Origin of the sequence: Kitasatospora sp. NPDC057936, from assembly GCF_042887525.1 — a bacterium.
Taxonomy (GTDB): Bacteria; Actinomycetota; Actinomycetes; order Streptomycetales; family Streptomycetaceae; genus Kitasatospora.
Window position 1 is genome coordinate 132,294 of sequence record NZ_JBHVPD010000007.1, and the last position, 13,058, is coordinate 145,351.

A 13,058-nucleotide genomic window follows, 5' to 3' on the forward strand; every position below is an offset into this window, starting at 1 on the left:
CGCAGGAAGTCGGCCCGGCCGACTTCCTGCGCTATGGGGCTTCCTGACGCTCAGCTCCACCGGACGTGGAAGTCGGTGGGCAGCAGGCGCAGGGCGTCCAGTTCGTCCGCGAGTTCGGGGGCGGCGGTCTCGATCCGCTCGCCGTCCACCAGCGGTGCGGAGCTGTAGATCTTGCGCAGGGAGAAGTCCCACCCGGTGCCGTCGTCGGGGGCGTGCCCGATCGTGACCTTCAGCCGGTGCGGCTCGTACCGGCTCCTGCCGCTCTCCGTCCGGGTGGCGGCGCAGGCGTTGAGCGCGGACCAGAACTCGTGATCCGTCATCCGGGCGACCCGCGCCGGGGCGAGCCCGGTGTCGTCGAGCAGCCGGCCCGCCAGCCGCCGGACCACCGAGACCGGCCCCACGTTGTCCCACGAGGTGTGGAGCCGCGCCTCCGCGGCGACCAGCCCGACGAGCGCGGCAGCGTCCTCGCGGCCGGCCGACACCGCCGAGTCCGCCAGCCCGAGCCGCCCCAGCAGCGCGGCCGGATCGACGTCGAGCCGCCCGGCGGCACGACCGCTGCGCGCGTAGGAGTCGAGGTGGTCGAGGTTCAGCAGCCCCGAGCGCCCGGTCAGCGGCGAGAGCGGTTTCCCGTCGAGCAGGGAGACGACGGCGTCGGCATCGACCCCGTGCTTCTCCAGCACACCCCGGATCGGCTCGGCTCGTAGCAGTTGCGAGCCGATCGCATGGTGATCGAGCCCGCCGAGGCCTTCGAAGGTGTGGCTCAACGGCAGGTGCCCGATGTCGTGCAGCAGCGCCGCGACCCGCAGGAGCTCGTCCCGGGGCCGGAAGCGCACGACCAGCGCGAGTACCCCGAGGGTGTGCTCAAGCCTGGAGTACGACTGCAGCGTACTGATCGTCGAGGCTCCGCCGTGCACGACGAAGTGCAGCCGCCGCAACGGCTCGCTCCGAAGCAACTCGACTTCCACGGGCCTGAGTTCGACGGGAACCCGCCAGAGCGGATCGGTAAACACCGGGCCCGCCCCCACGACGTTGGTCGGCGCGGCCGGTGCGGTCTGGTCCATGTGAGCAGGCATCGGGCAACTCTAGGAACCGCTCGCCCGCCCGCACCACTCCATAATGGTGGAGAAGACCCGGAGGAGCGTGTCGGGTCTGCAGTGGGGCGTCTCGGGGGGAACGGCATGCAGGTGGAGTTGGTGTACAGCCGCATGGGCGGTCTGTTGACGGCGATCGGGGACCGGGAGCTCGGGTACCGGCGGTTCGGGGCGAAGCCGCGGACGCTCGGGGCCTGGGAGCTCCGCTACGACCGGCTCGGGAATCGGCTGGCGGGGGTCGGGCACGTGGAGCTCACGTACGACCGGATGGGGAACCGGCTGCGCACCGCGGGGGGCTGGACGCTCGAGTACGACCGGATGGGCAACCGGCTCCACCGGATCGGCCCGTACGACCTCGAAGCCGACCACATGGGAAACCGCGTGCGCGCGGTGGGTCCGATGAGGCTCGACTACGACCGGCTCGGCGCGCGCCCGCGCTGGGTGCAGCTGCCGGACGGGTACGGACCGTTGTCGGACGACCTGGTCCTCGCGCTGTTCCTCGTCCTGCACCTGCAGAAGGAGGAATCGGACTGAGAGGTCCGGTCATGCATGATGACGGGATGATATCCAGCGACCAGCGCTTCCACGTCATCGTGCTGTCGAACTTCGCGAGGGGCTTCGACAAGTACGCGTTCGCCTACGGCAAGGCGGGGATCCCGGAGAGCACCTACCCGGACCGGTTCCACCTGCTGACCCGGGCGGAGCTGGGCATCGGCGTCGGCAAGGCGCGGCGCCTGCTGGAGCGGCTGGCAGTTCCGGGCGACCGGCTGCTGGTGCTGGAGACTTCGGTGGATCCCGACGCGCTGGTGCCCAACACGAGGACCGGCCTCGGCATGGAACTGCACGAGGCGAGCATCCGGCTGTCGGCCGTCCACGAGCTCGACCACGCGGACGACGAGGTCACCCTGCGCCCGACGACCGTCGAGGACGCGATGGCGGCCTCCCTGCACTTGCAGGAGGCGGCCCGGAGACCCTACGCCGAGCTGCGGCCGCGCTCGGTCTCGGTCCTGCCGGTCGCCTCCGCCTGCCAGGCCCGGTGCTCGTTCTGCTTCTCCGCGGCCTCGATCTCCAGCGACCAGGCACCGGCCCGGGTGCCGTGGGACAGCGTCACCTCCTGGCTGGAGCGCGCCCGTGCGGCGGGTGCCGAGCGAGCGGTGATCACCGGGGGCGGCGAGCCCACGCTGCTGCCGTTCGACCAGCAGCTGCGGCTGGTGTCCGCCTGCTCGGCGGCCTTCCCGAAGGTCGTCCTGATCACCAACGCGCACAACCTGGCGCAGGGCGAGCACGCCGATCGGGCCGACCGGCTGGCCGCCCTGAGCTCGGCGGGCCTGAGCGTGCTGGCCGTCTCCCGGCACCACCAGGACGACGCCGTCAGCGAGCGGCTGATGTCGCTGCGCACGCCGGTGGGCTCCGTCGTCGAGACCTGGCGTGCGGAGCGCGAGCGCTGGCCGGGGCTGCGGATGCGGCTGATCTGCGTGTTGCAACACGGCGGTGTGGCCGACGCGAGCGGCGTCGCCGACTACCTCTCGTGGGCCGCGGACCTCGGCGTCGACGAGGTGTGCTTCAAGGAGCTCTACGTCTCCACCAGTACCGAGTCCCTCTACTTCGAGCGCGCGGCCAACGTCTGGAGCCGGCAGCACCAGGTCTCGCTGTCCGTCGTCACCCGGTTCGCCGAGCAGCACGGCTTTGCGCTGTCGAGCCGGCTGCCCTGGGGCGCGCCGGTCTACGACGGCACCTGGGAGGGCCGGCCCATGCGGATCGCCGCGTACACCGAGCCCAGCCTGCTCTGGGAACGCACCACCGGGACCGCGCGGAGCTGGAACGTTCTGGCGGACGGACGCTGCTACGTCTCCCTGGAGGACCGGGCGAGCGAGATCGTGCGGGAAGGAGCACCCGCATGAGGTTCGACGAGTTCCAGGAGTTCCGGCAGCGGCAACTCGGCGCCGAACCCTCGCTGCTGGACGCGGCCGAGACCAATGTGTACCGGGCGCTCGCGGCACTGCGACCGGAGCCGCCGGCCGAGCCGCACACGGTGTACCGGTGCGATCTCGCCCGTGCCTGGCTGCGGCGGTACGGGCTGCCGGAGGAGTGGTCCCGCCGGGCCATGGTCTCCCGCGGGGTCCGGCACGGCCTCGGGGTGGTGTTCGCGCGGCTGCGCGCCGAGCGGGCGCGGTTGTGGCTGCCCGGCGACGTGTACCCGGTGTACTTCGAGCTGGCCCGCGCCGCGGGTCTGGAGCCAGGGTCCTACCCGACGCTTCCGGCGCCGGTCCTGCCGGCGTCGCCGGCGGACGACCGGCCCGAATACCTGCTGCTCGCCAACCCCAGCAAGCCGCTCGGCCGGTACCTGACCGACACCGAGTGCGCCGCGGTGATCTCGTGGCTGCGGGAGTCGCCGCACCGCCGTCTGCTGATCGACGCCGTCTACGACCTGGGAGCCCCGTTCGCGGCCGGCACGCGGCGACTGCTGGAGACCGGCCGTGCGGTCCTGCTGCATTCGGTGACCAAGGGCTGGCTGTGGCCGCGCACGTTCGGCGTGGTCCTGCTGGGTCCGGAGCAGCCCGAACTGGCCGAGGCGTTCCGGGCGGACCCGCCGACACCGGCCCAACTGAGCCTCGCCGACCGCCTGCTGACCGAGCACGGCGACGTGCCCCGGCAGGTCGCCGACGAACTGGCCGCATGGGCCGGGCGGTTGTTCGCGCGGCTGCCGGCCGACGTCCTCGGGGCGATTCCCGCGGCGAGCCGGACGTCTCCCGGCAACTACTTCTTCCCGGTCGGGATCCCGGCGGAGACGCTCCGGCGCGAGTACGGCGTGCTCGCCCTGCCGGCCGGCGTGTTCGGGCAGAGCGACTGGTCCGGTTCGGTCCTGACCAGCCTCGCGGGCGCCTTCGGCCCGTAGCGCTGGGCCGTAGCGCTAGGAGGGCGTGGCCAGGGTGTTCCAGAAGAGGTGTTCGTAGGCCTGGAGCAGGAGGGCGTGTTCGCGGGCCGTGGCGAGGGTGTGGTCGTCGAGGGGGTGCGGGCCGAGGGATTCGGCGGCCTGTTCCTCGAGGGCGGTCGCGGGCTGGGCGAAGAAGTCGAAGAACGCGCAGGCCTCGTCCGGGAAGCCGTAGTGGCGGCGCAGGGCCTGGGCGATCGTGGCGCAGTAGCCGCCCCAGGCCGCGAAGTTCGCGACGAGGGCGACGGCCGCCGCGGGCGGCCGCGCGTTGAGGGCGAGCCAGGCGAGGTACGCGGGGTAGGCCTGGCAGCCGGCGAGGGGCGGGTGGTGCGCGAGTCCGTCGGGGTCGAGGCCGCAGGCCGAGGCGAGGGCGGGGAGGGTGCGGAGCGCGGCGCTCTCGCCGTCGGCCAGGGTGGCGAACCAGGCGCCCGCCGGGCGGTCGGCGCAGCGGGTGGCGAGGAGGAGCAGGCTGCGCCGGTCGGAGGTGATGATCCGGTGCTGCTGGGCGGCGAGTTCGGCGAGGGTGGTGAGCGGGGCCCGGCCGTCGGCGAGGGCCGTGACGAGGGCTGGGGCGGTGTCGCCGGGCGCCAGTTCGGCGCGCAGTCGCTGGATCTGGGCGAGGATCGGGTGGTTCACCTGGTGCCTCCGTGGACGGGCGCTGCGGGTGGGGCGCTGGGCGGTGCGGCCCCGGCGTCCCTTCCTACCGCCTCGCCGGGGGCCGGATGCGGCGACAGGCCGGGTGGGCGGCGGGCTGCCGCCGCACCCGGCGTGTTCGTCGGCGCGGGTCGTCAGGACGAGCCGCAGGCCGTCGTGACGTCGGCGGCGGCGCTCACGATGGCGCCGACGTCGGGCTGCTTGCCGTCGTTCACGGCCTTCTGGGCGTCGTCGATGGTCTTGGACAGCTTGTCGGTGGCCTTGTCGAGCTTGCCGTCGCTGCCGCTCTCGCGGACCTTCTTGACGTCGTCCCTGATCTTCTTCAGGGCGTCGAGCGTGTGCTGCCGCTTGCTGTCGTCGGTGATCTGCCCGACGTTGATCGCCGAGTCGGCCAGGTCCTGGACGTCGCCGGTGACGCTGATGGCCCGCTTCCCGCAGTCGAGCGCCTGGTCGGCGTTCTTGCACGCGGTGAACAGCGGGGCGGCGGCGAGCAGTGCGACCGCGGCGATCGTGATCCGGTACGGCTTCCTTGTCATGTCGATTCCCTCCCGTCCTCACCAACGCCGAAACGGGCTGCGCCGGTTCCGGCGTCCTTCCGGCCGGCGAGGGTGGCGGACCAGGCGTCGCCCGTCGTGCCGGAGCGGGTGAGGTCTAGGGGGTTGGGGGCGGTTGCGCGGCGGTGGACGGTTCCGGTGGGCAAACTGTGCAGCAAAACTGCACAGGGAAACTGTACAGCAAGACTGGACAGTCAAGGCTGATGAACCTACCGTGGACGGAGTGAACGAGATACCTGCCGACGTCGGCGAGTCCGCCGAGCGCGCCACCGTGCCGGAGGCGCCGGCGCTGCTCGCCCGGATCCGGTCGCTACCCCGCGGTGGACAACGGCCTGGCCGGGAGGGGGAGTTCGACCGGCGGCTGATCGCCCCGATGGTCCTCGGCTCGGTGCTGAACCCGGTCAACTCCTCGATGATCGCCGTCGCCCTGGTGCCCATCGGCACCGCCTTCGGAGCCCCGCTCGCGGAGACGGCCTGGCTCGTCTCCGCGCTCTACCTCGCGACCGCCGTCGGCCAACCCGTGATCGGGCGACTGGTCGACACCCACGGGCCCCGTTGCCTCTACCTCGCCGGGACGGCGCTGGTCGGCGTCGCGGGCCTGCTGGGCGTGCTCGCCCCCTCGCTCGGGTTGCTGATCGCCGCCCGCGTGCTGCTGGGCCTCGGCACGTCGGCCGCCTATCCCGCCGCGATGCACCTGACCCGCAGCGAGGCCGCGCGGACCGGGCGGGACAGCCCGGCGGGCGTGCTCACCGCGCTGGCCGTCGCCAACCAGACGGTTGCCGTCATCGGCCCCACCCTCGGCGGGCTGCTGATCGGCGCCGGCGGCTGGCGGGCCGTCTTCGCCGTCAACGTGCCGCTGTCGCTGGCCTGCCTGGTGCTCGGCGCGGCCCGCCTGCCGAGGCGGCCGGCCCGCACGCGGCGCACCTCCGCCCGCCTGGACGGCACCGGGATCGCACTCTTCGCCGCCATGCTCGTCGCCCTGATGCTCTTCCTCATGAAGCCGCAGGCCGCCCACTGGTACCTGCCGGCGGCCGCCGTCGCCGCCGCCTGCGCCTTCGCCGCACGGGAGTTGCGTGTCCGCGACCCCTTCATCGACCTGCGGACGCTCGCCGGGAACCGCCCGCTGATCGTCACCTACCTGCGCCAGCTCCTCGGCTACACCGCCTCCTACGCCTTCCTCTACGGCTACACCCAGTGGCTGGAGGAAGGCCGCCGGCTCACGCCCTCGGCCGCCGGACTGGTCCTGCTGCCGCTCTCCGGCGCCGCCCTCGCCGTCTCCGCCGCCACCGGCCGCAGCACGGCCGTCCGGGGCAAGCTGGTCGTCGGCTCCTGCCTCCAACTCGCCGCGTGTTCGGCGATGTTGTTGGTCGGAACCGGGAGCGGAATCTGGCTGCTGGTCGCCGTCGGGATACTCGCCGGGATCCCGCAGGGGCTCATCGGCCTGGCCAACCAGGCCGCCCTCTACCACCAGGCCGACCCGGCCCGGATCGGCTCCGCGGCGGGCCTGCTCCGCACGTTCACGTACCTCGGCGCGATGGCGGCCTCCGCGGCCAATGCCGCGTTCTTCCCCCACGGCGCCACCACTGCGGGGCTGCACCACCTCGCGCTGTTCATGCTCGGCGGTGCCGCCCTCCTGCTCGCGCTCGTCCTGCCCGACCGCTCGCTGCGCAGGCTCGCGCCGGCCGCGCACAACTGAGGACAAGGAAACGGGAGTTGCTCTCCTACTGCGCGTCGTTGTCGTCGGGGGAGTGCACGACGGCCTCGACGGGGTAGCCCTCCCGGAGGATCTTCAGGAGGGCGTGCTGCTCCTCCAGCCAGCCGGGGGCGAGGGAGAGGATGAAGCGCAGGGTCACGCCGGAGTCCTCGGCGTCGGAGACGGTGACCCAGACCCCGCCGGGCCGGCCGGGCTCGACCCGCAGCTCCGGCCCGTGCTCCTCGTCGAGCCAGCGGACCGCCTCCCGGCGGGAGAGCCGCTCCAGGGCGGCTTCCCAGTCGATGAGGTGTTGTTCCGTCAGGACCGTCGCGAACCGGGCGGTCAGCGCCTCGGCGGTGGCGACGATCTCGCAGTCCAGCCGGTCGTGTCCGAGCGGCGTGACCGGGGCGTGCCGGCCGAGGACGAGGACCCGCAGGCTCTTCCCGGCGCCGCCCGGGCGGTCGGCGAGTCTGATCAACTCGTTCTGCTGCGAAGCGACTTCACTCATCGTGCACTCCCGGTGACAGCCTTCCAAAGGGTGCTCATCCTCGCGTAGGTGTTCGCCCGATGCCAATCCCGGTGGTGGGACCGGTCGTTGTCACGATGTGGACGTCCCGTCCGGCGGATGGGCCGTGGCTCGCCCGTGCCTCACCCGTGTTCCGGGCGGCCGGTGATGACCGTGGTGAAGATCGGGGCGCCGTACTGGTGGCCGGTCACGACGGTGGTGAGTGCGTCGGGGTCCTCGGCGCGGGTGAGGCACGCGGTGACGGTGGTCGGCGCGTCGTGCTCGGCGTAGCGGTGGTAGGTGGTGGTCATGGTGGTCGGCGCGATCGTGACCGGGGAGGTGAGGGCGTTGGCGGCCTGGCGGGCGGCCTCCAGCAGGACCATGCCGGGGATGTGGTCGATGGCGTGGTCGAAGAGGATCGGGTGCCACGGGTCGGGCGTGAGGTGCCAGGTGTCGGGCTCGTCGGACGGGGTGAGCACGACGTCGGCGGGGCGCAGTCGGCCGACCCGGGCGGGCGGCAGTGGCGGGCCGGCCGGGGCTTGTGCGGGGATGAGCCGCTCGGACGTGCTCGCGCCGTCGGGGCTGCCGGGCCCGTCGGTGCGGTCGGTGCGGTCCGTGCCGTTAGTGCCGTCCGTGCGGTCCGTGTCGGGGTTGCGGCAGGCGCCGCGCAGGCGACGGTAGGTCGCGTCGGAGACGGTGGTGAAGCGGGTGAGGCCGGTCGCGGCGACGTGGGGGCCTCGGCGCATGGTGATGGTCAGGGTGAAGTCGATCGTCGTGCGGGTTCTGGGCTGCGGCTCGAGTCTGGCCTCGATGGTGAGGTCGGTGGGCGTGCCGCCGATGGCGAGTCGCCGGGGGTGGGTGGTGCAGTCGAGGTTCCACATCATGAACCGGTGGTCGAGCGGCACGCCGAAGCGGGTGTGGGCGAGGTAGAGCCCGGTCTGGCGGATCGTCTCGGCGGCCTGCATCGGGTCGTGCCGGGTGCCGTCCGGCGTACTGAAGAAGGTGTGGGCGCGCGGCCACTGCGCAGTGACGGTGAACGTGGTGTCGCTCAACTGCTCACTGCCGGTCAGGAAGACCTCGGCGTGACAGGCGCGGTGGACGTACTCCTTGGGGACGGTGGTGGTCAGTCGGGGCTTCGCACCGATCGGGCGGTCGGCGAGCCCGGCGGCGGAGTCGGCATGCGCGGGCCCGAAACCGGGGATGCCGGTGGAGAGGTCGTCCGGAAGGTCGTCGGAGAAGCCGGCGAAGAGCCCGGTGGAGAGGCCGCGGGGAAGGCCGGTAGCGGCGCGGGAGGGCGCGGGGGCACGATAGGCAAGCTGGGTCACGGGAGCGCTCCGAAGGGCCGTGGCGGGCGGGTAGGGCTGCTCAGGGCTCGTAAGATACGTACCTTCCGGTTTGGTTTTCAAGGAGTCCGGACCACGGTTCGTCGGCGACCGAGCGTTGCGATCTCGTCGCTCCGGGTGCGCACCGAGGGGTCCGGGAGGCCGTCGGCGCTTGCAGACGGGTGCCTGACCTGCGGTCAATTCGACGGTGGAAGAACACTTGGGCGTGATTTGACCACGCTTTGGCCGGGGGGACGGCGGAGGGAAGTGGGAGGCGGCGTTCCGTACCGGCCGATCGCGGGCGAATCGTGCGTCGCCTGTCCGACCCATACCGTCCACACGGTTTTCACCGCGTTCCCGAGCGGACGAGTCACCGCCTGGGAGGGGGACCGGCCCGTTCCTGTACGGCTAAGATACAGGGTGTTTGGTTTGGTTCTCCGAACGGTTCAGGGGTGGTGGCGTTGGTGCGGCAGGAGAGGGCGGTCCAGACCCGGCGGTCGATCCTGGAGGCCGCGGCGACGGTCTTCGACGAGTTCGGCTACGAGGGTGCGACCATCGGCGAGGTGGTCGCGCGCGCGGGCGTGACGCGCGGGGCGCTGTACTTCCACTTCGCCTCGAAGCGCGACCTCGCGCTCGGCGTGGTGGAGGAGCAGTTCGTCCAAGGGCCGCTGCCCGAACGGAGCTGCAAGCTCCAGGAGTTCGTCGACACCGGGATGGTGGTGGCGCACCTGATGCCGCGGGATGCGCTCCTGAGCGCCGGCGCGCGGCTCTCGCTGGGCCAGGACGTCTTCGGCGATCTCCGTGGCGGCGCCTTCCAGGGCTGGATCAGCCGGCTGGAGGAGGTGCTCGTGGCGGCGAAGGAGCAGGGTGAACTGCTGCCGCACGTGGTGCCGGCCGAGACCGCCTGGCTGCTGACCGGAGCGTGGACCGGCGTGCAGATCCAGTCTCAGAAGCTCACCGGGCGGGCGGACTTGGAGCGTCGGGTGTCCGGGCTCTACCGGCTCGTCATGCCGAGCATCGCGATGCCCGGCGTGCTGGCCACGCTCGACCTCGCGCCCGACCGCGGCGCCAGGGTGGCGGCCGAGGTGGCGGCGCGGGCGGCGGCCGGTGCGGATGCGGCCGATGCGACGTCAGGAGCGCCGGAGGAGACGGACGCCGTGGGCGGCGCGGACGCCGGCTGAGGCCTCCGCCCGTCGGGCTCGTCGGTCCCCGTCGGTCTCCGTCGAGCTTCGGGTGGCGAATTGTTCGGCATAAAACAAACAGCTTGGTCGGTTTTCCATTGACAAACCGTCCGCCCTGTTTTTGGATGGTGGTGGGTGCCCTGCCGTCCGGCTGACGGGTACTCGGCCGACCGGTGGCCGTCGGGGCCGCCGACGCGTCTGGATGTGGGGTGGTCATCGTGGAGATCCGGGTGCTGGGGGCTTTGGGGGTCCGGGTGTGCGGGGAGTCGGTGGTGCCCTCCGCGCCCAAACCGCGGCAGGTGCTCGCGCTGCTGGCCTTACGGGCCGACCAGGTCGTCCCGGCGGGCGTCCTCGCCGAGGAGTTGTGGTCCGGCCGCCCGCCGCGCAGCGCGCGCACGACCGTCCAGACCTACGTGCTGCAACTGCGCGACCTGATCGACAAGGCGCTCGCCCAGGCCGACGAGCCGTGCGCCGCCACGTGCGCGAAGGACGTCCTGGTGACGTCGCCCGGCGGCTACATGCTCAACACCGGCGGCGGCACCGTCGACCTCCACGAGTTCGAGCGCCTGGCCGGCCTCGGCTACCGCGCCATGGACGGCGGCGACCACGCGCTCGCGGCCCGGCAGTTGGCCGACGCCCTCGCCCTGTGGCGCGGCCCGGCCCTCGCGGACGTCCCGCTCGGCGGCCAGCTCGCCGTCGAGGCCAAACGCCTGGAGGAGACCCGGCTCTGCGCGCTGGACCAGCGCATCGAGGCCGACCTGCGCCTCGGCCGCCACCGCGTCCTGCTCGCCGAACTGACCGTCCTGGTCGACCGCTACCGCACCCACGAGAGCCTGCACGGCCAGTACATGCTCGCCCTGCACCGCTCCGGGCGGCGCGGCGAGGCGCTGGAGGCGTACCAGCGGCTGCGGAACACCCTGGTCCGGGAGCTGGGCATGGAGCCCTCGGCCGGTCTGCGGCGGCTGCAGCGCACGATCCTGCTCGCCGGGCCGGAGCGGGTCGAGCCGGACCGTCCGGCCGCGGTCCCGTCCGTCGGGGGCGATCCGGCGACGCGGGCCCGGCTCAGCCGGATCGGGTGATCGGGCTCCGGAGCCTTCGCTGCGGGCGCGGAACCGAGCGGCGCCAAACCCGCTGGTGGGCGCGAACGGGGCACCCGTAGACTCCCGTGCTCGTGACCGACGCCACCGACGCCACTGACACCGCTGATGCCACGGACGCCACCGACGCCTTGACGTCCCGTCCCGCCCCGACCCGCCGTGCCCCCGGGGCATCCCGGGCCGCCTCGACGCCCGAATCCGACACCGTGTCCGGTTTTGCCGGTGACGGGCGGGGCGGCCCGGGACCGTCCGCCGCCGGGTCGACCGCGGAGGACGGCGACCTGGTCGCCGCCGCGGCGGCCGCCGCCGGGCAAGGGCTGGTCGGCCGGGGGACGGTCGCCGAGGTCGTGACGCTGTGCGCCGTCGCCGGGGAGCACGTGCTGGTGATCGGCGAGCCCGGGACGGCGAAGTCCGAGGCGGTGCGGCGGGTCGCCGGGCAGCTGGGCGGGCGGTACTTCGAGTACCTGCTCGGCCGGTTCACCGAGCCCAACGAGCTGTTCGGCCCGGTCGACCTGCGCCGGCTGCGCGAGGGCCACGTCGAGTTCGCGACCGAAGGGATGCTCCCCGAGGCCGAGTTCGCGTTCCTCGACGAGGTCTTCCTCGGCTCGACGGCCGTGCTCAACACCCTGCTCGGCCTGCTCAACGACCGGGTGTTCCGGCGCGGCCGGACGGTGCTGGCCAGCCCGCTGCGGGTGTGCGTCGGCGCCGCCAACCACCTGCCCGAGGACCCGGCCCTCGCCGCCTTCGCGGACCGGTTCCTCGCGCGCGTCTTCGTCGAACCCGTCCCCGACGGGCAGTTGGAGGACCTGCTGACCGCCGGCCGGCGGCCCTACACCGCACCCGAACGGCCGGCGAGGCTGCTCGGCGCGCTCGACCGGCTCGCCGCCGCGGCCCGGTCCTGCGACCTGGGCGCCGTCACCCCGCTGCTCGGCACGGCGCTGCGGCGCCTGCGGGCGGCGGGAGTCCCGATCAGCGACCGCCGGGCGGTGCGCTCGCAGAACCTCGTCGCGGCGGCCGCCGTCCTCGACGGGCGCACCACGGCCTCCGCGCGCGACCTGTGGGTGCTGCCGCTGGTCGCGCCCACCGCCGACACCCAGGCGCTCGCCCGCGAGACCCTCGCCGACCTGATCGACGGCGCCGCCAACCGCAGCCTGGCGCACACCGCCGAGGAGCTCTCCCGCAGCACCGCCGCGCGCGCCGAACGGCTCGTGCGCACGGGCGCCGCTCTGCTCGCCGAGCACGCCGGACTGCCCGACGGGCGGGACTCGCGGCTGCGGCTGGAGGCCGTCCTGCGCGAGATCGACGCCGGCTTCGCCGTGGCCGACCTGCCCGGAGCGTTGGTCGGCATACGCGCCGGCCTGGTCGCCGCGGTCGCCCCCGCATGACGGGCGACGACCGCCGGATGACGAGTGACGACCGCCGCATGACGGGCGGCGACCCCCGCATGACGAGTGACGACCGCCAGGTGTCGGCTGACGACCCCCGCCTGACTGGCGGGGACCGCCACGTGTCGGCTGACGCTTCTCGTCCGACGCCCGTCCCGCTCCGCTGGGAGCGCCGTGAGCCGCCGCTGCCGGCCGCCGCCGTGCTCGCGCTCGGCGAGGACGTCCCGGCCCTCGCCGTCGCCACCCGCGAACGCCTCCTGACCGGCACCCGTCTCGGCGTCGCCGCCGACGCCACCGCCCTGCTCGTGCTCGGCGCCACCGAGGACCTGCCGTGGGCCCCCGGCGCCCGCTACCTCGGCCTCGACGGCGACCTGCTGGTACCGACTACGGCGCGGCCGCAGCCCGCCGCCGCCCTGTGGTGCGCCGCCCTCGGGGCGGGCGAGGGGCAGCTGTGCGTCCTGGTGCCGGGGCACGCGCTGGTGGCCGACCGGCCACCGCCCGGGACGGACCCGGCAGCGCTGGAGTCCGTCGCGCGCGGGGAGGGGGAGCGATGACCGTCCGACCGACCGTCGAGTCCGTGGGCCGGGCCGCCTCGGTCGGCGCCATCAGTTCTCAAGCGGCGCTGGAGTCCGTCGCGCGCGGGG

The 13,058-nt window shown here is 73.4% G+C and carries 13 protein-coding genes; 8 read left to right on the plus strand and 5 right to left on the minus strand.

Annotation, left to right across the window (positions count from 1 at the left end; translation table 11 throughout):
• Positions 1-50 precede the first annotated feature (50 nt).
• Positions 51-1,073 carry an HD domain-containing protein gene (locus ACFVU9_RS06355; RefSeq protein ID WP_387590551.1) on the minus strand — a complete coding sequence of 341 codons (1,023 nt, stop codon included), beginning with the start codon at positions 1,071-1,073 and terminating at the stop codon, positions 51-53.
• A 105-nt stretch (positions 1,074-1,178) separates the two neighbouring features.
• Here ACFVU9_RS06355 and ACFVU9_RS06360 point away from each other — a divergent pair, with 105 nt between their 5' ends.
• Genes ACFVU9_RS06360 through ACFVU9_RS06370 form a run of 3 tightly spaced genes read left to right on the plus strand, consistent with a single transcriptional unit; the run spans position 1,179 to position 3,987 of the window.
• Complete coding sequence (locus ACFVU9_RS06360) at positions 1,179-1,625, plus strand: hypothetical protein (RefSeq protein ID WP_380442530.1); 447 nt, start codon at positions 1,179-1,181, stop codon at positions 1,623-1,625.
• 26 nt (positions 1,626-1,651) lie between these two features.
• Positions 1,652-2,992 (plus strand): radical SAM protein, encoded by a 1,341-nt coding sequence (locus ACFVU9_RS06365; RefSeq protein ID WP_387590555.1) that lies wholly within the window; start codon positions 1,652-1,654, stop codon positions 2,990-2,992.
• Positions 2,989-3,987, plus strand: a complete 999-nt coding sequence (locus ACFVU9_RS06370; protein WP_387590558.1) for an aminotransferase class I/II-fold pyridoxal phosphate-dependent enzyme — start codon at positions 2,989-2,991, stop codon at positions 3,985-3,987. Before ACFVU9_RS06365 ends, ACFVU9_RS06370 begins: the two co-directional genes overlap by 4 nt.
• A gap of 15 nt (positions 3,988-4,002) precedes the next feature.
• Here the strand turns inward: ACFVU9_RS06370 and ACFVU9_RS06375 are convergent, their stop codons facing one another.
• Positions 4,003-4,659, minus strand: coding sequence for an iron-containing redox enzyme family protein (locus tag ACFVU9_RS06375; RefSeq protein ID WP_387590561.1), 657 nt, complete (start codon positions 4,657-4,659; stop codon positions 4,003-4,005).
• A gap of 152 nt (positions 4,660-4,811) precedes the next feature.
• Positions 4,812-5,213, minus strand: coding sequence for a hypothetical protein (locus tag ACFVU9_RS06380; RefSeq protein ID WP_387590564.1), 402 nt, complete (start codon positions 5,211-5,213; stop codon positions 4,812-4,814).
• A 307-nt stretch (positions 5,214-5,520) separates the two neighbouring features.
• Between ACFVU9_RS06380 and ACFVU9_RS06385 the strand changes: the two genes are divergently transcribed.
• Positions 5,521-6,927 (plus strand): MFS transporter, encoded by a 1,407-nt coding sequence (locus ACFVU9_RS06385; protein ID WP_387590628.1) that lies wholly within the window; start codon positions 5,521-5,523, stop codon positions 6,925-6,927.
• A 25-nt stretch (positions 6,928-6,952) separates the two neighbouring features.
• Here ACFVU9_RS06385 and ACFVU9_RS06390 read toward each other — a convergent pair whose 3' ends face one another.
• Positions 6,953-7,432: a DUF5959 family protein gene (locus tag ACFVU9_RS06390; protein ID WP_387590567.1), complete on the minus strand. Its 480-nt coding sequence runs from the start codon at positions 7,430-7,432 to the stop codon at positions 6,953-6,955.
• 140 nt (positions 7,433-7,572) lie between these two features.
• The gene (locus ACFVU9_RS06395) at positions 7,573-8,754 is read right to left on the minus strand and encodes a ScbA/BarX family gamma-butyrolactone biosynthesis protein (RefSeq protein ID WP_387590570.1); all 1,182 of its coding nucleotides are present in this window, start codon (positions 8,752-8,754) and stop codon (positions 7,573-7,575) included.
• A 461-nt stretch (positions 8,755-9,215) separates the two neighbouring features.
• Here ACFVU9_RS06395 and ACFVU9_RS06400 point away from each other — a divergent pair, with 461 nt between their 5' ends.
• From ACFVU9_RS06400 to ACFVU9_RS06415, 4 genes are all read left to right on the plus strand, one after another.
• Entirely contained in the window at positions 9,216-9,932 is a 717-nt protein-coding gene (locus tag ACFVU9_RS06400; protein ID WP_380510180.1) for a ScbR family autoregulator-binding transcription factor, read from the plus strand.
• Positions 9,933-10,150: 218 nt separating this feature from the next.
• A complete protein-coding gene (locus ACFVU9_RS06405) occupies positions 10,151-11,011 on the plus strand; it encodes a BTAD domain-containing putative transcriptional regulator (RefSeq protein ID WP_387590631.1) in 861 nt (286 codons plus the stop codon).
• 92 nt (positions 11,012-11,103) lie between these two features.
• Complete coding sequence (locus tag ACFVU9_RS06410; RefSeq protein WP_387590573.1) at positions 11,104-12,414, plus strand: AAA family ATPase; 1,311 nt, start codon at positions 11,104-11,106, stop codon at positions 12,412-12,414.
• Between the two features lie 17 nt (positions 12,415-12,431).
• Complete coding sequence (locus ACFVU9_RS06415) at positions 12,432-12,968, plus strand: hypothetical protein (RefSeq protein ID WP_387590576.1); 537 nt, start codon at positions 12,432-12,434, stop codon at positions 12,966-12,968.
• Positions 12,969-13,058 lie beyond the last annotated feature (90 nt).

Excerpts from the sequence above, each read along its gene's own strand:
- ACFVU9_RS06380 (WP_387590564.1), bottom strand. The coding sequence starts at position 5,213 with ATGACAAGGAAGCCGTACCGGATCACGATCGCCGCGGTCGCACTGCTC.
- ACFVU9_RS06415 (WP_387590576.1), top strand. The coding sequence starts at position 12,432 with ATGACGAGTGACGACCGCCGCATGACGGGCGGCGACCCCCGCATGACG.
- ACFVU9_RS06360 (WP_380442530.1), top strand. The coding sequence starts at position 1,179 with ATGCAGGTGGAGTTGGTGTACAGCCGCATGGGCGGTCTGTTGACGGCG.
- ACFVU9_RS06365 (WP_387590555.1), top strand. The coding sequence starts at position 1,652 with ATGATATCCAGCGACCAGCGCTTCCACGTCATCGTGCTGTCGAACTTC.
- ACFVU9_RS06370 (WP_387590558.1), top strand. The coding sequence starts at position 2,989 with ATGAGGTTCGACGAGTTCCAGGAGTTCCGGCAGCGGCAACTCGGCGCC.
- ACFVU9_RS06390 (WP_387590567.1), bottom strand. The coding sequence starts at position 7,432 with ATGAGTGAAGTCGCTTCGCAGCAGAACGAGTTGATCAGACTCGCCGAC.
- ACFVU9_RS06355 (WP_387590551.1), bottom strand. The coding sequence starts at position 1,073 with ATGCCTGCTCACATGGACCAGACCGCACCGGCCGCGCCGACCAACGTC.